Below are 22,893 nucleotides of genomic sequence, written 5' to 3'. Positions count from 1 at the left end.
AGGACCGGCTGAAGACACTCGAATTACTGTACGCTTTCGAGTTCTCCTTCTTCGATTTCTTCAAAATCCGTCATCTGCTCTTCCTGCCAGTTCATGAGCTCATCATACGTGATGATGTTCTCGTCGCTTTCCGGAAGGCCGTATTCAAACGTGACGTCTTCGTTGAAGTTGCTCGACGTCATGCCGTAGTCCACGCCGAAGGACATTTCGCCCTGCTGCTCGTCGGTGTAGCTGACTTCGATTTCACCAGTGTCATATACGACCTGGTTGTTTTCATTGATAGCCTGATGCATTTCAAAGGTTTCAAGATTTAAGCTTTCGAGAACCTCGTTGATGTCCTCTTCGGTCATACCGCCTTCAGGCATGGTTCCTTCTTCATTCAATGCCTGGAAGCTGGAACCTGTCACGCTGGCAAGAGCCGAAGCGGCACCTGGATTCTCAAGAATCGGTTCAAGCTCAGGAATGACATCTTCTTCGAGAATAGACATCACATCGCTGAGATCCTCATGCGCCAGTTCAAAAGTGAGTACCTGATCGTACTCTACATCGTCCGGAATGGAGGCATGACTGTCCTGAAGCTCGAAATATTCAGTGCCGAAGTTTTCGATGAACACGTCATAGATTTCCTGAGCCATTTCCTGCTGCTGTTCCATATCGAAAGGAATGTCTGACGCTTGGCCGCCCAGAACATCTTCATAGTTCATTTCAATATATTTGTCCTGCCAGTCTTCGGGATATCCCATCATGGCAGCGTCATTGATATATTGATAGCTTGCCTCGTTGGTGGACAGAGAAACCTGCTCCATCGTTTCCTCGAACTGTGGAATGTTCTGCTCAATGACTACCTCTGTAATCATAGGGTCTTTCTGGAATGTACCGCTCATCTCCATGTTCATGTTCATGGATTCTTCCAGAGCCTGCTGCTCTTCTTCCGTAAGTTCCTGATCTCCCATCGGTACATCTATGTTGATACCGATATTGCCGTCAAATGTATAACTTTCAAGGTTCTGCTGGGTTTCCATGACATCTTCGAGCACGGTAGTAATTTCTTCATCCGTCTCTGGTGCTTCCGGAGTTTCTTCAGCGTCTCCGGTCGTGTTCCATAGGAACGTTGCAAACTGGGCTCTTGTGGTTGAAGCGCCCGGCTTAAAGGAACCGTCTTCATACCCGGAGGAAATACCGTTTGCAGCCAGTGCATCGATGTGGTCGTAAGCCCAGAAGTCTTCGCTCACATCAGAGAAATCAGCACTGTTGTCCCCGCTCAGGTCGTAGGCTGCTGCCAGCACTTTTGCCATCTGCGCACGGGTCAGGTCTGCGTTAGGTTGAAATTCTTCCTCGTACCCTTCGATAATTCCTTCATCCGCTACAGCAGCTACCGCGTCGGCAAGCTCTGTACCGTCTTCAATATCCGAAAAACCAGGCTCCGGACGATCCGATGTATCAAGATTTAGTGCTGATGACAGCATCAACGCAGCCTGGCCGCGGGTTACTTCATCGTTTGGCCCGAAGGAACCGTCCTCGTATCCCGAAATAATTCCTTCTTCTTCAAGATGACTGATTGCATCCCCGGCCCAGAAATCTTCACCGATATCGCTGAAAGAAGACTGTGCCCCGGCTGTGGCTGGTAACGTAAGCGACGCAGCAAGTGTCGCTGATAAAGCAATACTGTAGAACTTTTTCATATGGTACCCTCCTGAAAAATTTATGTGCACATTGTTAGTATACTATGAAACTGACTATGATTTCCATAACCAACTAACAAATTCCACAACATTTATGTACGGAACAAGATCCATTTTCGATTCAGGAATTTAAAAAATTTTTTCTTCTGATAGAATAGAAGAAAGAGAGTCATTCTACATAAAGGAGAGGACGATTATTTTTTCTAAACATATCACGGCGCTGACACTTGCAGGCCTGGTACTTCCGGCAGTTTTTGCCGGCCAGGCGGAAGCGGCACCGGCTTCCGGGGAATACTCGCATTATGTAGACGTTTCGGTCATGTCTGTGTGGGCAGACCCTGAGGCTCCAAGAAACATGGACGCACCGGCTCTTCAGAACCCGGTGCAGCCGTGGCAGTGGACCGAATCGATGTCGGCCGCGGATAAGCGCGGTCTGCTTGGGAACCTTGATACCCAGGCGTTGTACGGCATGGAAGTGGAAGTTCTGAAAGAGGAAGGAAACTGGGCGAAAATTGCGGTGGAAGAACAGGATACGCCGCAGAACGATACCGGCTATCCGGGCTGGGTGCCAAAAGAGCAGATTACCGAGAGTCCGAGGTTTGAACTGCTGCAGCATGCCGACACAGCTCAGGTCACCGAACCGACTGCTTTCCTGCATGAGGACAGGAGTCTGGAAACGAAAAGCCTCGAAATCAGTTTTAACACAAGACTGCCGGTCGTGTTCGAAACCGATGACAAACTGCTGGTGGCCACCCCCTCGGACGGCAACAAGTGGATAAACGCCGGCGATGTTACTGTGTATGAAGACGAGAGCGCGATTCCTGAGCCGGAAGCTGCCGACCTGCAGACGACCGCGGAACAGTTTATGAATCTACCGTATCTGTGGGCGGGCACGTCTGGGTTTGGGTTTGACTGCTCCGGTTTCACCCACACCATCTATAAAGCCCACGGTATCACCATTCCGCGGGACTCCAAGGATCAGGCGCGAAGCGGGACAGCTGTGGAGCGCAACAATCTCCAGAAAGGCGACCTTGTCTTTTTCGCCTATAACGGCGGCACCGGCGAAATACATCACGTCGGCATGTATCTTGGAGACGGCCGTATGATTCACTCCCCGAACTCGGACAGTACGGTTGAAAAAGTGGCGATTTCCGAGTCGGAATACGCAGGAAGCTACCACAGCGCCAGACGCTATCTCGAATAGAATGAAGGAACACGGTGAAAAATCCCGGACCATCTACATGGATGGTCCGGGATTTTTGTCGTTTATCTGGAGCCAAACGGCGGGGCGGCCCTCTGGGGACACTCCATCACCGGGGAGGCATCGTAGTGTCCACGGCCGGATGAATCACAGCCAAGAGGGGACCCTTTGGTCTTTCCGCAGGCACAGGGTTCCATTTTCTTTCATAAAAAAGCTCAGCCTAGACCTGGTATACGCGGCCCTCTCCTTCGAGCTCTGCCTTGAAGCGGCGGAGCCGTTCCTGCCAGTAATCATAGTCCCACTGGCTCAATGAATCTTCATCAATGGCTTCTTTCATGTATTCAAAAAACGAGCGCAGATCGTCGTGAACGGTGTCCCGGCCGGTCTGGGCGACGACGGTCAAGGCGTCTATGCATCCGCCGATGACGGAGACGTCGTTTTTGCCGTACATCCGGATCTGAAAGAAGTTGCCGTGCAGGTAACTGCGAAACGAGATCGGATATAAAATGAAACGAAGTTCCCCGTTTTCATCGCTGAAATAAGTCAGTGATTCGTGACGGATGCTGATTTCAGCCAGCAGCGCCGCCAAACGGTTGATACAATTGATCGCGGTATGAGGGTCATTCACGGACGGGGAAATGGCCCGTACCGCGATATCAACCAGCTTCTGCATCGAGAACTCGATATCCTGGGCATTGCTCCGTTCATTGCCTACAAGCAGACACTCCCTCAGCTCCGTTACATCCGGTTCGGCGTCTCCGGGCCAGAACCGGAATATCGGTTCTCCTTTATGCACGTAATGCCCGACCTGGATCAGGCTTTCCACCCGCACGTCATGACGCGCAGCCCAGTTCACGATGTTCTGGAGTTCAAGCAGCTGCGTGTAACCGGAGCGGTGCGCGTAAATGACGTTCGGCTCTCCCTCTGGAATAGGGTTTTCCCATTCGGAATAAGCGTTCAGGTGCGGGAGGTAATACGCCTCTTCAATCGCCTTGGATGCGTCATTTCGTATTTTTCCAATCAAATGGTTGACCTGAACGTACTTGGTCGAGTGATAAATAAACAGAATGAACGCACCAAGGCAGACAATCGAAACCATCACCATAATGAGCGGCATGAACAAGTGGTTCGAGTCCGTTGGTGAAAGAAGGATAAGATTCACCAGAGAGAAAATAAAACCAAAGGTGAACACACCGAGTACATGCTGGGTGGTCCGGCTCTGCATGAAATCCTGCAGCGCACGCGGCGTGAACTGGGTCGAATAGGTAGTCAGAACGACCATCACGGATGAAAAGCTGACACTGGTCATCGTAAGCAGTGCCGTAATGAGAGAACTGTACAGGTAATTGGCGGTTGAGATGGTAATAGGCAGAAAACCCGGCGCCTGAATATACCAACCGGCCGGTACAAGACTGATAAGGTAAGAGATTAAAGAAATCGCCAGCAGCGATAAAACAGCATATATGGAAGGAATGAACCAGAATTTCTCCCGTAAATGAACGTACCATTTTGGTTGTCTCATACAAAATTCCTTTCAACTTTATTAACTAATGAACACAACAATACATGATACCTCTTTTTACAACATTTTAATCTTCAAATCACAAAAAGGATGGAAGAATACCCGGGAAGCATGTACAATAAAAGATAGAAAAGTTTACCGGTATGTCAAGTTATGCAGAAGCAGGAGGGGATCATAGTGTTTGACACGTCAACGGACACGAAAAAGATCGCAGCGGCATCGGCTGCTGCTGCAGGAGCATTACTTGCTGTGCCGTCCGCGGCAGAAGGAGCGGCCGGCGACACGGTTTTGTCCTACGGAATGGAAAACGAGGATGTGAAGGAACTGCAGGAACTCTTAAAAGACCGGGGGCACTATACATACGAAACGGTAAGCGGCAGCTACGATACATCGACGGTGGAAGCTGTGAAATCGTTTCAGCGCGCCCATCAGCTGACAGTGGACGGCATCGCGGGTCCCGAAACATTCGGCGCCCTGCTGCAGCGCGGGACAGAACCAACGGCCGAAGTTTCCGGTGCGGTCGATCGGGATAATAAAAAAGACCAGCTCGGTTCCACGACCGTCATGCGGACCGGGGAAGAAAGCTCCGCGGTTAGAGAGCTGCAGCGCCGGCTGCAGAACCTCGGCCTTTTTAAGGGAGAACAGCACGGGTATTACGGACGCCGCACCGCAAGTGCTGTGAAGAGCTTTCAGGAAGACGCCGGCATTGTAGTGGACGGCATCGCCGGACCGCAGACCTTTGCGGCCATGCGGGGTGTCATCGGTTCCGCTTCCGCCGCTCTTCAGGCAGAGCCGGCACCGCGCCCGGAATCCGGCTCCACGTTCCGGATTCTTGAAAGCGGGGACAAAGGCAGTGAAGTCTCCCTCCTGCAGCGCCAGCTCAAAGACCTCGGTTTTTATAACAAGGATGTAACCGGAGTATACGGGCCGATGACCGAAGAATCGGTCCGCCGTTTCCAGCAGAAACAGGGTCTCGCGACGGACGGGCTCGCCGGCCCGAAGACATTCAACGCTTTGAAAAACAATCCGGACTCCGCTTCTGACCCGGGGGAAGAAGCACAAACGGACGCATCCGGCGCAGGTTCTTCAGAGATGCTCCGTTACGAGGACAGTGGAGAACAGGTGAGCAGACTTCAGGAACGCCTGCGTGACCTTGATTATATGAAAATGGAACCAAGCGGAGTATTCAGCGGCGTCACAGAAAAAGCGGTAAAATCTTTTCAAAGTGAACAGGGACTTGTGGTAGATGGCATCGCCGGTCCTGAAACACAGGAAAAAATGGACGAGATGCTGGCCTCCGGGGAAGACAGGGAGGAACAGGATGTTTCGACGGCTTCCACCGATACGGATTTCAATGCAGTGAATCTTGTCGCGGATGCTTCCGAACATATCGGAACCCCGTATGTATGGGGCGGATCCTCGGAATCCGGTTTCGACTGCAGCGGGTTTCTCCAGTACGTCTTCAAAGAAAACGGCGTGGAGCTGCCGCGGACGGTTGCCGATATATACAATGAAGGAGACTCGGTCGATAAGCCAAAGGTAGGCGATATTGTTTTCTTTAAAACATATAACGACGGCCCTTCCCATGCCGGCATCTACACAGGAAACGACCAGTTCATCCACGCCGGCACATCCACCGGTGTCACCGTCAGCGATAAAACAGAGGACTACTGGGAGCAGCGTTATATCGGCGCGAAACGCTACTAAAAGAGAGGATAAAGGAAGAAAGAGACTGGGACAAAACTCTAAAGTGAATGAAAAATGCCGAACGATTCTTATGTGAATTGTTCGGCATTTTTGTTTTGCATTCTACACCGCTTCGTCAAAACACTTCGCTTTTACTCCAGAGCACAAGGGCGGCATCGATTCGCTGGCGTTCATCGTGTCTTCGCCTGAACACGGCTCGCGGCCGCGGTGCTGCCGGATCAGCTGCTTGTTGAAGCCGGCGGCCCCCGGCCGTTCGAGGCCACGTTTACCGGAATCGAAACCGCGCCTCAGCTGCTCTGGTAGTACAGATGCAGAAAAATGCAGGCGTTTGTTTGTTGCGTTCAGGTTGGGGGGGGCGGACGTTCGTTGGGAATGGGTTCGAAGGCACTTTAGGGACTTCCGCGCTCCTGTAAACGTCGTTAGGCGCATCGCCTGAGGCACTTTGTAGTATTCGGTGTGCCCATAAACGTCATTATGAATGATTCATAAGGCACTTTAGAGGGTTTCGTGCCCCGCAAACGTCATCATGAACGAATCAAGGCTGCGTTCAGCGGGGAGATGAACGGACCAATACAGTAAAAAAGCCCGCGTCGCTGCGTGAAAGGAGGGATGAATAGTTCGAAGGCACTTTAGGGAGTTCCGCGCTCCCGTAAACGTCGTTAGGCACATCGCCTGAGGCACTTTATAGTGTCCGCTGCCCCCTTAAACGTCATTATGAATGGTTCATAAGGCACTTTATAGGGTTCCGCGCCCACGCAAACGTCATTATCCTGTGGAAATATGTCACGTGCGGACGCCGGCTCTGACCGCACATCCTGCGGGGTACCTGCGGCTTGTGCTGTTCGGAGCAGGAGTCGAAGCATTTTGGCTCCGCTGCTATGTGGCTCCTGAACAGCGACTCAAGACTTTCGTGTTTTCTTGTGTATAGTTATCTTTTGTCCCAATTCTCCACTTGTACTCCGGAGGGCAGGATCGGTTACCGGGTACCAAATGCTTACACAGCAGGCGCGAGTGTCCGTTAGCACAGTTTTAGGAGACACCGGAACGCCGGTGCGCGCAGGTAGTGGTTCATAGAAGCTCCTATCGTCCGTTAGGTTTTCCTTTTTGTTCGTTAGTGTCCAATGAAACGCTTCCGATTTATGATTTTTAATAATCGCAAGCTTTTTTCATTCTCAACGAATAAAACGGAATCATTATTTTATTTATTTAGAAAAATAACTCATTTTTGTGTTTTTTCAGTGAACAATATTATATAATTATAAACATGATTAAGACTTTCGACGCAGGAGGTGATGATATGACGCCGGATTCCCCGCTTGAACTGGAAGCGCTGGAAGTATATCTGCAGCCGGACTTGATCACACAGATGGAATGGGCAAAGCTGTACCGGAACATCTGCCGGTACGTGCAAACGTCGACATGCCACGATATGGTCCGTTATCCCGAAAAAGCAGAAATAATGCGGAGGATGGAGGCTTCTCACTTCCATATTCAGATTCAACGTGCGTTTACAACGGATGTAATCCTGCTGTATCTGGAGTTAAATTGTTACATAAACCAGGAGGAAGTACTGATTATGCTGGGTGTAAGCAACCATCACGGAAGGATATCCACGCCGCTCATCATCGACTTAATTGTCCTGATTCATACGCAGCAGCCTGGATTAATACGGGTGAAAGGCTACCTCCACCCTGAAGACTGGACCATGTCCTTGCACCGCCTTCAGGACAGAGGGCTGTTAGTGAAATAGTATTACGGCGACTCAAACACAGCATAAATGATAGCGATCAATCTCTCTTTATCGGCTTCATCCAAAGGGATATGATCCAGAACAAGCGGATCGCCGTTCAGAAGATCGCGTAGATTTTTAGGACGGGGGAAGTTTTTGTCGAATTGGTTTTCATTCCCGGTACAGCCGGCGAGATAGTCAGGTGTTACATCGAACACAGACGCCAGTTTGTAGAGGCTGATAATGTCTGGTATCCGGGTGGAAGATGTCCGGTAGTAATCGGGGTGAAGCCATTGGTACAGATGACTTTTATCTATATTGGTCCGAACCCCGAGCGCCTCCATCTGCCAGCCTTGTGCACTCATGAGCTCCTCTAATCTTGAGGCGAACGAATGCAGGTTAATGGCTTCTTCCAGGCTTTTCTTCTGTTGAGAGGGAAGGTATCCTCCAAGCCGAAGGATTTCGTCGGGAAGGGACCCCTGCAGCCCTCCTGCCAGCGCCTCTGCGACATCCCGGGACGGCGTGACACGGTCGTTTTCAATAGCATGAATATAGGAGTAGCTGATATCTGTCTCCCTGGCAAGATCACGGAGGGAAAAATTGTTCCGGAGCCGGAGTTCTCTAACGTAACTGCCCAATGTACGATTTTCCATTGCTGTATCACCTGCTGTTATTTTACATAGCTGTGATGAAATAAAACAGGTCAAGACTGCATCTTGTTCACTTAAAGAAAACAATGTTCATTAAAAGTGAACAAAAGGCAGTGGACACACTGCCGCCTTTCATAAAGAAAGAGGATTGACTTTTCAGAAAACGTCTCGTAAAATACAGATAAACCGGTTTAGATAAAACGGTTTAGTAAAAAGCGCAGAAGGTTTTTCACTCAGATAAAAGGTGAGTGCAAGCATGAAACACGACAAAAACATAACCATCGCCGACGTAGCAAAGCATGCCGGCATTTCAAAAAGTACAGTCTCCCAGTATCTGAACAAACGGTTTGAATACATGGGGGAAGAGACCAAGCAGCGCATTCGCGAGAGTATCGCCGCGCTCGGATATTCCCCCAATGTTCTCGCAAGAAGTCTGAAACAGAAGAAAACCTTTACGATAGGCATGATTGTCGCCAACATTCTTCACGGCTTTTCGACGCAGGTCATCCGCACCGTCGAAGACGCCTGCAACGAGCAGGACATTCACGTCATTGTCTGTAACACCGATGAAGACCCGAAGAAAGAACAGAAATACGTGCAGATGCTTGAGGCGAAGCAGGTGGACGGATTTATCATTTTTCCGGCGGGGGATAATGAAGAGTTATACCGCGAGCTTCTCGATAAGGACATTCCTCTCGTATTTGTCGACCGGATCGTCCCGGACCTCCCGGTGAGTACGGTGTTAACAGATAATGAACAGGCGGCGGATATGGCAGTGGACCATTTCGTCCGCTGCGGCCACGGGAAGATCGGATTGGCCGTCCCCCCGCTGAAACGGGTGATGACGCCCAGGTCAGAACGGCTTTCCGGTTTTCAGAAAGCAATGAAAAACCGCGGGCTGGAGGATAGCGGCATGTTTATTTTTGAACAGCCGCTGGCCGGTATGGCGGACTATCTGGCAGCTGCATTTCAGAAAGAAGATAAACCGACGGCGCTTCTTGCCAGCAACGATCTTACCTTCATCGAAGTGCTGCAGTTCTGCAGACAGGAAGGGATAGAAATCGGTAGAGACGTGAGTATTATAAGCATTGACGACATGCCGCTCGCCGGTGTCTACAACCCGGCCATCACCTCCATCGAACAGCCGGCATCCGTCATTGGAGAGAAAGCCGCAGAGCTGTTGTTTGAACAGATGAATGGAGGAAGAGAACAGACTCCTGCTGTGCACCGCTTTTCACCGGTATTTCTGGAGAGGGATTCAGTGAAGGCGCCCTGATCAGCGCTGTTCTGTCGATTTTGAGACCGCTTACTAAAAAAGGGGAGGAAAGATACTCATGAAAGAACCGATTATTCATATTCATGAACTGGATAACGTGGCGGTGGCAATTGAAGAAGCACCCGGGGGAGAGGAGATCGAGTCCGGCGGCCTTCGGATCACACCGCTTGAACCGATACCGGCCGGTCATAAAGTGGCACTCTATCCGATTAAAGAGGGAGAAGACATTATCAAATACGGCAACCCGATTGGGCATGCGGAACGGGATATCGAGAAAGGCGAATGGGTGCATTCCCATAATACGAAGACGAACCTAAGCGGCAAACTCGACTATACGTATGAGCCGCGGGAACAGGAAGACCTCGAAGCGCCCGCCGAAGAGCTCACGTTCCAGGGCTACCGCCGGGCGAATGGAGAAGTCGGGATCCGCAATGAAATCTGGATTATCAATACGGTCGGCTGTATTAACAAATCGGCGGAACTCCTCGCCGATATGGCCTCCAAGGAACTAAACGACAGCGATGAAGTGGATGGTGTATTCCATTTTCCGCATCCGTTCGGCTGTTCGCAGCTCGGCGATGACCTGACCAACACCCAGCGCGTGCTCTCAAGCCTCGTGCTGCATCCGAATGCGGTCGGTGTCGTCGTCATGGGGCTGGGCTGCGAAAACAACACCATCAAATCGTTCCAGGACATGATCGGCGAGAAGGCAAACGGCAAAGTGGTGTACCTCGGCGCGCAGGACGTGGATGATGAGATTGAAGAAGGAATGGAATTGATCGGAGAACTCACCGCTTACGCCAACAGCTTCAAGCGCGAACCAGTCCCGGTTTCCGAGCTGAAAGTCGGCTTGAAATGCGGCGGCTCCGACGGCCTTTCCGGCATTACGGGGAATCCGCTCGTGGGCTCGTTTTCGAACCGTTTGATTGCCCACGGCGGCACGACGATTCTTACCGAAGTGCCGGAAATGTTCGGTGCGGAGAAACTGCTTATGAGCCGGGCGCAGAACGAGCAGGTGTTTGATAACACGGTGAAACTCGTCAATGACTTCAAGCAGTACTTTCTCGACCACGACCAGAACGTCTATGAAAATCCGTCGCCCGGCAACAAGGACGGCGGTATTACAACACTGGAGGAAAAGTCGCTAGGCTGCGTGCAGAAAGGCGGCAGTGCAACCGTTGTGGATGTGCTCGAATACGCCGGCCGCGCCACAACGAAAGGGTTGAACCTGCTGCAGGGACCGGGAAATGACCTGGTATCGGTCACCAACCTCGCCGCAGCGGGCGCCCACATTATTCTGTTTACAACCGGGCGGGGCACCCCGTTCGGCGGACCGGTGCCGACGGTGAAAATTTCAACCAACACCGCGCTTGCCGAGAAGAAGAAGCGCTGGATTGACTTTAACGCCGGGGAATTCGTCGAAGGCAAACCGCTGGAGACACTGACTGATGAATTCATGGACGACATGATCGCCTGGGCCTCCGGAACGAAAGAAACCCGCAACGAAATGTACAACTTCAAGGAAATTGCGATTTTCAAAGACGGCGTGATTTTGTAAGAAAGAAGGGAAATATAGTCGTCTGCTGCATTCCATAACAGGTGCGTCTCTTGAAAGGCCCGGCACCAGGAACTTTTCTAAAGGAGGAAGAACATGGAGAGATTATCCTATGACTATTTGAGAAAACACGACCCTCATCAAGTGCAGCATAACACCGGGCTTCCAGTGAAAGTGCTGCAGATCGGCGAAGGAAATTTCATGCGCGGTTTTTTGGATTGGATGATTGAGCACATGAACCGGCAGGGGCTGTTCAACGGCAGTGTGGCGGCTCTCCAGCCGACCCCGCACGGCCGCAAACTGCCGGATCTGCACGCCCAGGATAATGCCTATACCGTGCAGCTCCGGGGGCGTCTTGACGGCCAAACGATTGACCGCGCCGATGTCGTGACGTCGATTTCGGCCTCCATCAATCCGTATGAAGAATGGGACCGGGCCGTGGCGGCCGCATGTGAGCCGGCGCTTGAAATCCTGACGTCCAATACGACGGAAGCGGGGCTTGTGTATCAGGAAGAAGACTGGAACCGGGAGACCTCGCCGCTTTCTTTTCCGGGAAAAACAACCCAGCTGTTGTATGAACGGTATCTTGCGTTTGATGGCGATCCGGACAAAGGCCTGGTGCTGCTGCCGTGTGAACTGGTGGAGCGTAATGGTGATGTGTTGAAAGACATCGTCCTGCGAAAAATCGAGGACTGGTCGCTCGGGGAGGACTTCCGGCGGTGGGTGATGGAGTGTAATGAATTCTGTCAGACGCTCGTCGACCGGATTGTAACCGGCTACCCCGAAAACATCGAAGAATTTGAGCAGAAGGTCGGGTACGAGGACCGGCTGTTCACCGTGGCTGAGCCGTATCATCTGTTTGTCATCGAAGGCGGGGAGCGGGTGCGGCGGGTTCTTCCGCTTCAGGATGCCGGCCTGAACGCCGTATACGGACCCGTTCAGGATTACGCCGAACTCAAAATCCGTCTGTTGAACGCGCCGCACACGATGATGTTCGCGCCCGCCTTTCTCTACGGCGTGGACACGGTTTACGAATCCATGCAGAACCGCCACATCCGGGCATTTGTAGAGGGGGCAGTGAATCACGCCATCAAGCCGGTCCTGCCGTATAACAAGGAACAAAAAGACCCCTTTGCCCAAGGCGTGCTCGAACGTTTTGAAAACCCGTACCAGCGCCACATGCTCACTGATCTCGGCCAGAATGCGGTGCAGAAATTCGGTACCCGCGTGCAGCCGTTATGGGAGAAGTGGGGAAGCAGTGATCCGGAGAACCAGTATTTCGCCCTTGCGCTGGCAGCCTTGCTTGTGTATTACCAGCCTCAGGAAAAAGGGCAGGAGAAAGTACAAGGGCACGCGCTCGGCCGGAACATGCCGCTGCGCGAATCCGAGGATGTTGTGAATCTGATGTACGACTTGTGGGATGGTTATAACAAGGGTGAACATTCCGCAGCCGGATTGGTACAGTCCTTTTTGGGAGACGAGGCTGACCCGGTCCGCCTCTCGCTTGTCAGCGACTACGTGGACGCACTGCTGAAAAACGGTGCCGTGTCTGTGCTGGAACAGTTTCATCAAGACGTGAAGGAGGAGATTCAATGATTCTTACAACAGAAAAAGGAATCCGTAACACAGTCGAAGAGGCCATTGAAAACCAGGAAATCACCGACATTCATACGCACCTTTTTTCCCCGAACTTCGGTGATATTCTGCTTTGGGACATCGACGAGCTGCTCACCTATCACTATCTCGTCGCTGAAGTCATGCGCTGGACCGACATGGATCCGGCCCTCTTCTGGCGGATGGAGAAAAAAGAACAGGCCGAGCTCATCTGGCAGAAGCTGTTCGTCGAGCGTACCCCGGTCAGCGAAGCGGCCCGCGGCGTGCTGACAACGCTGAAAGAAATGGGCATTGACCCGAAGACAAAGAATCTCGATACGTACCGCGCCGAATTTGCCGGACGCACCGCCGCCGCCCAGGTCGGCGCCGTTATGAAGCAGGCGAACGTTTCCAACATTGTCATGACCAACGATCCGTTTGACGAGCAGGAGCGCGCTATCTGGTTTGAAGGAACCAGGCCGCAGGATGACTTTCACGCCGTGCTCCGGATCGACCCGCTGCTGAACGACTTCCAGAACACGAAAGAAAAGCTGCGGGAATGGGGGTATGACATCCAGGATGAGTGGAACGGCCGCACCATCAAGGAAGTGAACCGGTTCCTAGAAGACTGGATCGACATCATGAACCCGCTCTACATGGCAGTCTCACTCCCGCCGAGCTTCGCCTATCCGGAAGAAAGCGACCGCGGCCGCGTTATCCGCGACTGCATCCTGCCGGTTACGAAAAAACATAACATCCCGTTTGCGCTCATGATCGGCGTAAAAAAACGCGTCAATCCGGATTTGATAGACGCCGGCGACTTTGTCGGAAAAGCCGACATCCGCGCACTCGAGAACCTGCTCGCCGAGAATCAGGAGAATAAATTTCTCGTCACGATGCTGTCGCGCGAAAACCAGCATGAACTCGCCGTGCTCGCACGTAAATTCCGGCATCTGATGATATTTGGCTGCTGGTGGTTCATGAACAACCCCGTCATCGTGAACGAAGTCACGCGCATGCGCCTTGAGCTCCTCAACACGAGCTTCATCCCGCAGCACTCCGACGCCCGCGTGCTCGAACAGGTCGTCTACAAATGGCGCCACACAAAAACCGTGCTCAAAGACGTCCTCACCGAAAAATACGAAGACGTGCGCAGCACCGGCTGGCCTGTCACCAAAGAAGATATCGAAAAAGACATCGCCGCCATGTTCCACGAAAACTTCTGGAACTTCCTCGATAAAGATTTCCGGAAATAAGGGGTGCCCCTGCTTCTACTGGAAGCAGGGGTTTTTTTGGGTGCAATAACGCGCGGAAACTGCAGGTTGTGATGCGGAAATGGGGAGAATCAATCGAGAAACTCCGAGAATCGATCGAGAAAATGCCGATACACGCGAGAATCGATCAAGAAACAAGCGAATCGATCGATAAAACCGGAGAATCGATGCAGAAATTTTCTTTCTCATAGTGCTGCGGCATCGACGCAGGCCTGGGCCGGATCGAGACGGAAATCCCGGGGATCAACGCAGAAAAATGGAGAATCAATAGAGAAAAGTTCAAAAATGGCTAAAATCAATCGAGAAAAACAAGAATCGATTCCATTTTGCGCCGAAGCAATCGATAAAACGCCGCAACCGCTACAAAAGTTCTGCCCTAAAGAGAACAATTGTTCCTTTTCATATTATAATGAATGAAGAAAGTCTATTACAACAGAATAGAGGCGAAAAACAATGTTAAAGCGGCTGCGTCCGGACGATCTCATGGATTTGAAGATTGATTATGCATTTAAACAGCTTTTTGGCGTGGACCGGAACAAAGATCTTACTCTCGAATTTCTGAATGCTGTATTGAATCGGGAGGGAAATGAGACTATACATGACATTTCATTCGAAAACACCGAATTTGCCGGAGATCAGGAAGAAGACAAAAAATCGAGACTTGATATCATAGCGCTGACTGAAAAAGGGGAATATATTAATATTGAAATCCAGTTCACAAATGAGTATGATATGGTCAAACGCTCGTTATATTATTGGTCCCGTCTCTATCTTTCCCGCATAAAGCAGGGGGAGCCGTACCGGAAGCTCCAGCCCGTTATCATGATCAATATACTGAATTTCCCGCTCCCGGAAGAAAAAGCACCCGACTTTCACCATTTCTACGCCATACAAAACCGGCACCATTTCCATCAACTGACCAACCACCTCGAAATGCACTTTATTGAAATACCAACCCTAATCACTCATTGGAGACAAGGAAAACTGGACACCACCCATCACCTGCTTGCCAAATGGCTTCTGCTTCTCGGCATGGTGGACCGCCGCAATCAACAGATGTACGAAGACATTTATCATGAATTGGAGGAGATCGCAATGAGCGATAAATCACTGAAAGGCGCATTTGAACAGTGGGAATACCTCAGTGACAAGATCGAGAACAGAATTGCGTATGAAAGACGCTGGAAACAAATCAAAGACGACCTTGTACGGGAAAAAGAAGCAGAGCTTCGTTTGCAGGAGGCTGAAGAAGAAGCTGAAAAGAAAGGTCACCAAAGGGGTCATCAACAAGGCCATGAAAAGGGACATGAAACAGGACGTGCCGAGGGCCGTGCGGAGGGGCATGCAGAAGGTCGTGCGGAGGGCCGTGTCGAGGGACGTGCCGAAGGGCGTACCGAAGGCCATGCCGAGGGCCATGCATCGGGCCGTGAACAGGGTCATCAGGATATAGCAGAGATCATGCTGAAAAAGGGAATGGAAATCGAAGAAGTCTGCATAATGACCGGTTTAGACGAAAAAACCGTTCGATCAATAAAAGACAACTTATTTTCCTGATCAAACGGCGGAATTTCCGGCAGTTTTGAATGACCCTTGGAATCGATAGAGAAAACAGCTGCTGTCCGTGATATTTTCCACTACATTCAAGCAATGCTTGTTACAATGTTTTCAAAAGGTTCCAAACACGACAATAATCGTGAAAGGAGGAGATTGTACTGAGCAGAAAAACATTACAAGAGGTCCACGAAGAATGGGACAAAGCCAGCGATGAAGAAAGAATTGCGTATGTCAGACGATGGATGCAGATCATGGACGACGCAGCCAAAGATAAAGAATACGAACTCCGCGTCCAGGATGCAGAAAAAGAAGGTATGGAAAAGGGAAAGCACGAGAATAAACAGGCTGTCGCTGCATCGATGGTGGAAGAAGATTTCGATATAGAAACAATCGTCAGGCTAACCGGTTTGGATACGGAAACCGTACACCGGATCAAAGAAAACCAAGAATAATGCTGAAGCTGCCGGTGATGCCGGCAGTTTTTTCATATCCATACCAGGAATCCAATCACAGCACAGCGGAATCGAAGCAGAAATCGAAAGAATTAATGCAGAAATGGGGAGAATCAATCGAGAAATCGGGAGAATCGACCGAGAAACTGCTGCCGTTGATGGACCCGCCGCACCGATTGAAGACTTCTCCAACGGACGCATGAAACCGAGCTTCTTTGGGCATACCAATACACAGCACCATTAATCCCCAAAGGAGGCACGAATTATGACATATGACGAGTGTATTCAGGCCTGTCTGGAGTGCATGGAGGCCTGCAACAACTGTTACAGTGCGTGCCTGCAGGAGCAGGACGTGAACATGATGGCCGAGTGCATCCGGCTGGACCGCGAATGTGCGGACATCTGTGGATATGCCGCACAGTCCATGCAGCAGAACAGCCGGTTTGCCAAGGAAATCTGCGGTGTGTGTGCGATTATCTGTCAGGCGTGCGGCGACGAATGTGCCAAGCACGAACACGACCACTGCCAGCACTGTGCGAAAATGTGCCACCACTGCGCCAATGTATGCCAAGACATGGCATCCTAATCGTGCGGAATGGATTCCATCATCAGGAGAATCAATCGAGAAATGCCGAGAATCGACCGAGAAATGGGGAGAATCAATCGAGAAAAACCCAAGTCCCCTGAGAATCGATCAAGAAACGGGCGGATCAATCGAGAAATCGGGAGAATCGACCGAGAAACTGCTGCCGTTGATGGACCCGCCGCACCGATTGAAGACTTCTCCAACGGACGCATGAAACCGAGCTTCTTTGGGCATACCAATAAACAGCACCATTAATCCCCAAAGGAGGCACGAATTATGACATATGACGAGTGTATTCAGGCCTGTCTGGAGTGCATGGAGGCCTGCAACAACTGTTACAGTGCGTGCCTGCAGGAGCAGGACGTGAACATGATGGCCGAGTGCATCCGGCTGGACCGCGAATGTGCGGACATCTGTGGATATGCCGCACAGTCCATGCAGCAGAACAGCCGGTTTGCCAAGGAAATCTGCGGTGTGTGTGCGATTATCTGTCAGGCGTGCGGCGACGAATGTGCCAAGCACGAACACGACCACTGCCAGCACTGTGCGAAAATGTGCCACCACTGCGCCAATGTATGCCAAGACATGGCATCCTAATCGTGCGGAATGGATTCCATCATCAGGAGAATCAATCGAGAAATGCCGAGAAACAACCGAGAAATGGGGAGAATCAATCGAGAAAAACCCAATTCGCTCGAGAATCAATCAAGAAACGGGCGGATCGATCGAGAAATCGAGAGAATCGAAGCAGAAAATCCCGCTCTTCGCACCGACATTGGATGCTGCCGGGTTGATGCAGTCTCCAGCCGAATCAATCGAGAAACCCGCTCTCCTCTCCCTTTCACCGGCGCTGGCCCTTGCACAATCGAAGCAGAAATCGACCCGAATCCATACAAAAACGGCCCGGGACTGCCTGCCGACCGGCAGCGCATCCGGGCCGTTCATTATAGTCTATGATTCTTTCAAATGCTCACCCAGCTTATACAAAATGCTCGCAAACTGCGCCCGCGTGAGGGTGGTTTCCGGGTGGAAGGTGCCGTCGTCGTATCCGGTCACGATATCCCGCTCCGCGAGCCAGGCGATCGCTGCCGCACCGGTCGTCGCGTTATCAACATCACGGAAGGCAGAGGCCGCATCCTCACCCGAGAAATCAAAGGCGCGTCCGAGCATCGCCGCCATCTGCCCGCGGGTCACTCCGTCATTGGGACGGAAGGTGCCGTCGGAAAAGCCGGAAATCACACCGGCGTCCACGGCGTCCGCAATGTACCCGGAAGCGAAATAATCCCGGCTGACATCAGAAAACGAAGAGGAGGCCGGCTCATCACTCCATCCAATCACGCGTCCAAGCATCGTTACCGCCTGGCCGCGCCGTACCGTCTCACCAGGACGAAAATCACTGCCGCTGCCCTGAATCACGCCGCGTGCCTGCAGCTCCCGGACAGCCTCCGCCGCCCAGTACTCATCATGAATATCCTGAAAATCGGCCGGAGCGCTCACTTCCTCAGGCCACGCAAAACGATCATCTTCAATGACGACCTCGACCGTGCTGCTGCGTCCCGACTCTTCTTCTTCCATCGAGACCGCCGTCACCTCATAGCTGTACGTGCCCGGCGCCACATTCTCATCTTTGAAAAGTTTACCGTTGTCGGTCGTCCCGTAGCTCTCGCCGTCACGGTAAATCCGGTGCTGCATCACCGGCGTCTCCGAGCGGTTCCAGAAGACGTACACATCACGGCTGCCATCGTCATTTTTCACGACTTCGGTCTCCACACCGGCCGGCGCTTCCAGCGGTTCCTCCGGTGTTTCAATCGGATCATCTTCTATCGGATTCTCCTCGATGTCTTCTTCCACCGGCTTCTCCCGGTTCCCCTCACCGAAATCCTCTTTCTCCGGAACATCGGCATCAGAAAGATCCGGAATCTGGAGCAGGCCGTAGCCGTAGCGCTCATCCCGTCCTTCTGCACCGAGATCCACCGCTTCATTCTGCAGCATCTCCCGCAGTTCCGACGCTTCTTTTTCCGGATACGCTTCTTTTAAAAGAGCAAAGGCTCCGGAGACGAACGGAGTCGCCATGGACGTTCCGCTGAGCGGACCGTACGAACGATCTTTATACGTGCTCACAATGTCCTCGCCCGGAGCACTCAGTTCCACCGCTTCGCCGGACGCGGAAAAATAGGCACGTTCGTTCTTTTTGTCCACGGCGCCGACAGCAATGACAGAATCATAGCGCGCCGGGTACTCCACGCGGTCCGTATCTTCCCCTTCGCCCTCGCCGCGGTTGCCGGACGCGGCCGTTACAATGATGCCGTCCTCGTACGCTTCATCAAGCATCTCTTTCATCGAACTCGAATCCGTCAGCGTACCGAAGCTCATGTTAATCACATCCACATCCTGCTCAATCGCCCATTCCAGCCCGCTCAGCACCTGAGACAACGTACCGCTGCCATTCTCATCAAGCACTTTCACCGCGGAAAGCTCCACGTCAGGCGCTACTCCCATGAGGCCCATGCCCGGCTGATAGGCACCGATAATGCCGGCCGCATGACTGCCGTGACCATTGTCATCATTATAGGAATCGGTATAGGACACCGCAGAATACCCGTCCGTCACATCAAGCGAAGGGTGAAACTTACTGATTCCCGTATCCACCACAGCCACTTCCACATCCGCGCCGGTAACATTATCATCCCAGGCAGACGGAGCCTCTGTGCTCTCCAGCCCCCAATTCTCAAGGCCATCAACCGCCTGAACCTCGACCTCCTGATCCGGCTCGACATAAGCGACACCATCCTCTGACGAAAGCCGGGCCGCTTCACGATCCGTGAGCAACGCCTCCCCGGCATCAATCCGTTCCCACATCTCACCGGTTTTCCCGCCTGCATCCTCAATAAGAGAAGGAGCCAGGCTTTCCTCAAAACCTACCAAATATGTATGCTCCTCCATCTCCTCAGCAGACACACCAGCCGGCCACGCCGCCAACACCACACAGGCCGCCGCAGCCCTTACCATTCTACGTTTCATGCTATCCCCACTTTCGCTCCCAAAAAATAACGACCACTTTCCTCTATCTTAAAGCAACAAACCATAGATTGGTAGATATATAACGAAAACAAGGAAAAATTGGTTTCACATTCCTTAAGAAAAAAATGAAATAGTATGTTTAACAAGCCACTGTACCGGTAATACTTATAACCAGAAAGACATAATAAAGCCCCCATTTATGGAGTGCCTGCTTTTCCGACTCACAGAAGAGCGCTGGAACAAAACACAAAAAGGAAGACGGCAAAGAAAGCCCCCAATGGCCACCCCCACCATTGTTTCATTCCCCCGTCTTCCATAAAAAAAGACCCGCCATTCCCCATGGCGGATCTAACAGATTGTGTCATTAGTGTGTTATTACTGTTCCAGTGCGCTGTCGAGAAAAACGGAGAAGTGGGCACGTGTTGTTTCGCGGCCCGGTTCAAACTCGCCATCCGCGTTTCCAGTTGTAATGCCGGCTCCGGCAAGCGCCTGGATGTGCTTGTGATAACGGTGATTGTCACCGACATCGACGAAAGAACCGTCATAGCTTGTCCCTTCCAAATCAAAAGCGCGGTAGAATACAACCGCCATCTGCTGGCGTGTCATCGGCTCGTCCGGCATAAATTCATTCTGCTGGTTTCCGTTGATGTATCCTGCTTCGCTGACGGCTTTAATCGCTGCAGCGTGGGTGCTGTCGGAAGAGACGTCGTTAAATCCGCTGTCGTTTCCGCTGCGTTCAAGGTCAAGAGCTTTCATCAAAATGGTGGCAGCCTGCTCTCTTGTGATGCTGTCCGAAGGTTCGAACGTGCTGTTCTGGTAGCCGCTGACGATGCCTTCTTTGCCAAGCTTTGTGATGCTGCCGTGCGCCCAGTAGTCTTCACTCACATCGTGATACTCCCCGTCCGGAAGTTTTTCAAGCGTCTCTGACTTTACAGCGGACGCCGTTGCTTTTTCCTCGGGTTGATCGGACAGAACGCGCTTCGCTCCGACATAACGGTCGCCCCAGTAGTACGGGTCATTGATACTTGAAATCATGATGCCATTTGAGCTGGATGCATGAATGAACTGGTTATTTCCAATGTAGATGCCGTTATGCTGAATGCCGGAACCGTGTGTGAAGAAGACGAGATCGCCTGTCTGCAGATTCCCTTTGGATACCGATTTGCCGGTATTATACTGCGCGGCGGCTGTTCTCGGAAGATCTATACCGTTCTTGCCGAATACATAACCCGTAAAGCCGGAGCAGTCGAAACCGGAAGGCGTTGTACCTCCGTAACGGTAAGGTGTTCCCAGGTGTTCTCTTGCTTCCGCTTCAATATCTTCCGGCGATGCTGCGTCAGCCGCCCCAGGCTGCACAGCAAAAGCTGATAGTAGCAGTACAGCACTCAGTACTGCTGCCATTGTTTTTCTGACCAAAATGGCCACCCCTCTCATTATGTATAAATTTTATAGGTTTTTATGTAGTGTTTCGGTTTGGATGTCGTGGTCTGTCTTGAAAACACAATTCATAGTCTAGCATGTAAAAGGTCGTCTTGAGTTTACAGTTCAATAACAACTAAAAGTCATGATGATACAAAATAACCACAAAACCGCCATTCAAAGCCCCTCTCTTTTTCCTGGACAAAACTAAAAACCAATGAAAACCCCCTTATAACAGGCGATATTGATTAGACATGGTGTTGTAACATTGTTGTAATAGAAATGGTTTTGTCACAACATTTTCACATGATTTTCTGCAACTTTTTAATACCTTAAGGTCCAAAGTCCTACATCAGGAATGGGCTTTGCCTTTTGCACGCACCCGCTGTAAAATGAACAAAGAAGCACATCATTAACGAATAACAGGAGACAGTACATATGAAGAAATGGAAAAAAACCGCCGGCGTGGCAGCAGGCTCCGTTCTCCTTCTATTAAGTGCATGCGGCGAACGGGAACTGCCGGAAGAAGTGTACGGCGATGCGATGGAGACGATGCAGAATCTCGACAGCGTCTATTTCACCGAATCCAACACGCTGAACGCGGAAGAAGAAGGAATCAGCACATTTACAAGAGGGGCGCTTCGTTACGGGGACCCGGTAAAGGGGTATATGGAATCCAACATGAACCTCGTGGAGCTTGAGACACCGGTCGAACTGGACGTCCGGGTCGATGGGGAAAACATTCAGACACGCCAGAACGGCGAATGGGAAGAGTCCGAGACAAACACACCGCAGATTCAGTCCATGCTCCGCCCGAACGAAGACCTCCAATTCTTTCTTGAATTTGAAAACGAGTTTCTAATGAAAGAAGTGACAGATGTCGAGGACACACCGGATTATTATGAAGTGTCCTTTAAAGGAACCGATGAACGGCATAAAGCACTCGCCGAGAAGAAACTAAGCTCCCTTGGTGTGATGCCGGAGGGCGGGTTAAGTGAAGAACAGCTGAACGGCATGACACTCGACGGGATTGAAATGACCGCGTTCATAGATAAGGAAACAAGACGGCTGAACGGCTATGATACGAGCTTTACGTTCACGGTCGAACTCGGCGGTGAACTGCGCTCCTTTAATGAACAAACGAACGTCCGGTATGAAGACCATAATAATGTAGAAGGCAATCTCGAAGAATTCATCCAGCAGAAAGTAAAAGAAATCGAACAGCAGCAGATGGAGGAACAGGAATCCGAAAACGGGTCCGGTTCTTCTTCCGATCCTGCATAACAAAGAACCGGTCCGCGTACACATACGAGGGCCGGTTTTATTACGCTTTTTTTAACAATGCAGAAATGTTTTCGTGATGCGCTTGTAAAAATCATGGTTTATAATGGAAGAAAAACGTCAGCAGATGGTAAGTGGGTCTAAAATAAATGCCCGAAACTCCCAATTCTATTAAAATGAGATTACAAACAATATTACAGGGTAGCCTTTTGGAGGAAATTGTTGTAGAATTCTTGTAGATAGCGTCATAAAATGAAGTAGATTAACAGACGCGGCACATTATACTTCCACGTGCAGGAAATGGTCACCTACGAATTGACAGCCTGCGAATTGGTACGTATAATAAATCTTGCAGTTTTTTAGCAAATTTATGAATCCCTAACGGACGGAG

21 protein-coding genes are annotated in these 22,893 nt (G+C 51.1%); 16 read left to right on the top strand and 5 right to left on the bottom strand.

All coding sequences use genetic code 11. From position 1 onward, the window contains the following. Positions 1–23 precede the first annotated feature (23 nt). Positions 24–1,682, bottom strand: coding sequence for an S-layer homology domain-containing protein (locus ACFSUB_RS16355; RefSeq protein ID WP_380714352.1), 1,659 nt, complete (start codon positions 1,680–1,682; stop codon positions 24–26). A 319-nt stretch (positions 1,683–2,001) separates the two neighbouring features. Here ACFSUB_RS16355 and ACFSUB_RS16350 point away from each other — a divergent pair, with 319 nt between their 5' ends. Further along, positions 2,002–2,886, top strand: a complete 885-nt coding sequence (locus ACFSUB_RS16350; protein WP_380714351.1) for a C40 family peptidase — start codon at positions 2,002–2,004, stop codon at positions 2,884–2,886. A 217-nt stretch (positions 2,887–3,103) separates the two neighbouring features. On the opposite strand, the gene ACFSUB_RS16345 is transcribed toward ACFSUB_RS16350, so the two are convergent. Continuing rightward, positions 3,104–4,405 (bottom strand): DUF2254 domain-containing protein, encoded by a 1,302-nt coding sequence (locus tag ACFSUB_RS16345; protein ID WP_380714350.1) that lies wholly within the window; start codon positions 4,403–4,405, stop codon positions 3,104–3,106. A gap of 177 nt (positions 4,406–4,582) precedes the next feature. Between ACFSUB_RS16345 and ACFSUB_RS16340 the strand changes: the two genes are divergently transcribed. Continuing rightward, complete coding sequence (locus tag ACFSUB_RS16340) at positions 4,583–6,112, top strand: C40 family peptidase (RefSeq protein ID WP_380714349.1); 1,530 nt, start codon at positions 4,583–4,585, stop codon at positions 6,110–6,112. Between the two features lie 1,297 nt (positions 6,113–7,409). Next, positions 7,410–7,862, top strand: coding sequence for a hypothetical protein (locus ACFSUB_RS16335; protein WP_380714348.1), 453 nt, complete (start codon positions 7,410–7,412; stop codon positions 7,860–7,862). Between the two features lie 2 nt (positions 7,863–7,864). Here the strand turns inward: ACFSUB_RS16335 and ACFSUB_RS16330 are convergent, their stop codons facing one another. Further along, positions 7,865–8,494, bottom strand: coding sequence for a helix-turn-helix domain-containing protein (locus ACFSUB_RS16330; protein WP_380714347.1), 630 nt, complete (start codon positions 8,492–8,494; stop codon positions 7,865–7,867). A 253-nt stretch (positions 8,495–8,747) separates the two neighbouring features. Here ACFSUB_RS16330 and ACFSUB_RS16325 point away from each other — a divergent pair, with 253 nt between their 5' ends. The 12 genes from ACFSUB_RS16325 (at position 8,748) to ACFSUB_RS16270 (ending at position 17,738) form a co-directional block, all read left to right on the top strand. Beyond that, the gene (locus ACFSUB_RS16325) at positions 8,748–9,767 is read left to right on the top strand and encodes a LacI family DNA-binding transcriptional regulator (RefSeq protein ID WP_380714346.1); all 1,020 of its coding nucleotides are present in this window, start codon (positions 8,748–8,750) and stop codon (positions 9,765–9,767) included. Positions 9,768–9,825: 58 nt separating this feature from the next. Next, the gene (locus ACFSUB_RS16320) at positions 9,826–11,325 is read left to right on the top strand and encodes a UxaA family hydrolase (RefSeq protein WP_380714345.1); all 1,500 of its coding nucleotides are present in this window, start codon (positions 9,826–9,828) and stop codon (positions 11,323–11,325) included. 93 nt (positions 11,326–11,418) lie between these two features. After that, positions 11,419–12,918: a tagaturonate reductase gene (locus tag ACFSUB_RS16315; protein WP_380714344.1), complete on the top strand. Its 1,500-nt coding sequence runs from the start codon at positions 11,419–11,421 to the stop codon at positions 12,916–12,918. Then, positions 12,915–14,171 carry a glucuronate isomerase gene (locus ACFSUB_RS16310; protein WP_380714343.1) on the top strand — a complete coding sequence of 419 codons (1,257 nt, stop codon included), beginning with the start codon at positions 12,915–12,917 and terminating at the stop codon, positions 14,169–14,171. The genes ACFSUB_RS16315 and ACFSUB_RS16310 overlap by 4 nt, the downstream gene beginning before the upstream one ends. Positions 14,172–14,242: 71 nt before the next feature. Continuing rightward, a complete protein-coding gene (locus tag ACFSUB_RS16305; protein WP_380714342.1) occupies positions 14,243–14,380 on the top strand; it encodes a hypothetical protein in 138 nt (45 codons plus the stop codon). A gap of 262 nt (positions 14,381–14,642) precedes the next feature. Continuing rightward, positions 14,643–15,743 carry an Rpn family recombination-promoting nuclease/putative transposase gene (locus ACFSUB_RS16300; RefSeq protein ID WP_380714341.1) on the top strand — a complete coding sequence of 367 codons (1,101 nt, stop codon included), beginning with the start codon at positions 14,643–14,645 and terminating at the stop codon, positions 15,741–15,743. A gap of 251 nt (positions 15,744–15,994) precedes the next feature. Then, positions 15,995–16,195 (top strand): hypothetical protein, encoded by a 201-nt coding sequence (locus tag ACFSUB_RS16295; RefSeq protein ID WP_380714340.1) that lies wholly within the window; start codon positions 15,995–15,997, stop codon positions 16,193–16,195. Beyond that, entirely contained in the window at positions 16,195–16,398 is a 204-nt protein-coding gene (locus ACFSUB_RS16290) for a hypothetical protein (protein WP_380714339.1), read from the top strand. Before ACFSUB_RS16295 ends, ACFSUB_RS16290 begins: the two co-directional genes overlap by 1 nt. A gap of 62 nt (positions 16,399–16,460) precedes the next feature. Then, positions 16,461–16,781: a four-helix bundle copper-binding protein gene (locus tag ACFSUB_RS16285; protein ID WP_380714337.1), complete on the top strand. Its 321-nt coding sequence runs from the start codon at positions 16,461–16,463 to the stop codon at positions 16,779–16,781. A gap of 42 nt (positions 16,782–16,823) precedes the next feature. Then, positions 16,824–17,036 (top strand): hypothetical protein, encoded by a 213-nt coding sequence (locus ACFSUB_RS16280; protein ID WP_380714338.1) that lies wholly within the window; start codon positions 16,824–16,826, stop codon positions 17,034–17,036. A gap of 21 nt (positions 17,037–17,057) precedes the next feature. After that, complete coding sequence (locus tag ACFSUB_RS16275) at positions 17,058–17,378, top strand: four-helix bundle copper-binding protein (protein WP_380714337.1); 321 nt, start codon at positions 17,058–17,060, stop codon at positions 17,376–17,378. A gap of 42 nt (positions 17,379–17,420) precedes the next feature. Beyond that, positions 17,421–17,738: a hypothetical protein gene (locus ACFSUB_RS16270; protein WP_380714336.1), complete on the top strand. Its 318-nt coding sequence runs from the start codon at positions 17,421–17,423 to the stop codon at positions 17,736–17,738. Here the strand turns inward: ACFSUB_RS16270 and ACFSUB_RS16265 are convergent. Both ACFSUB_RS16265 and ACFSUB_RS16260 read right to left on the bottom strand, forming a co-directional pair. Beyond that, positions 17,733–19,802, bottom strand: a complete 2,070-nt coding sequence (locus ACFSUB_RS16265; RefSeq protein ID WP_380714335.1) for a S8 family serine peptidase — start codon at positions 19,800–19,802, stop codon at positions 17,733–17,735. The two genes, ACFSUB_RS16270 and ACFSUB_RS16265, sit on opposite strands and share 6 nt — an antisense overlap. A gap of 375 nt (positions 19,803–20,177) precedes the next feature. Then, positions 20,178–21,218 carry a C40 family peptidase gene (locus tag ACFSUB_RS16260; RefSeq protein ID WP_380714333.1) on the bottom strand — a complete coding sequence of 347 codons (1,041 nt, stop codon included), beginning with the start codon at positions 21,216–21,218 and terminating at the stop codon, positions 20,178–20,180. A gap of 441 nt (positions 21,219–21,659) precedes the next feature. Between ACFSUB_RS16260 and ACFSUB_RS16255 the strand changes: the two genes are divergently transcribed. Further along, the gene (locus tag ACFSUB_RS16255) at positions 21,660–22,505 is read left to right on the top strand and encodes a DUF6612 family protein (RefSeq protein ID WP_380714331.1); all 846 of its coding nucleotides are present in this window, start codon (positions 21,660–21,662) and stop codon (positions 22,503–22,505) included. Positions 22,506–22,893 lie beyond the last annotated feature (388 nt).

The organism is Salibacterium lacus, from assembly GCF_042684865.1.
GTDB lineage: Bacteria > Bacillota > Bacilli > Bacillales > Marinococcaceae > Salibacterium > Salibacterium lacus.
This window is presented reverse-complemented; position numbering and strand designations above follow the sequence as displayed.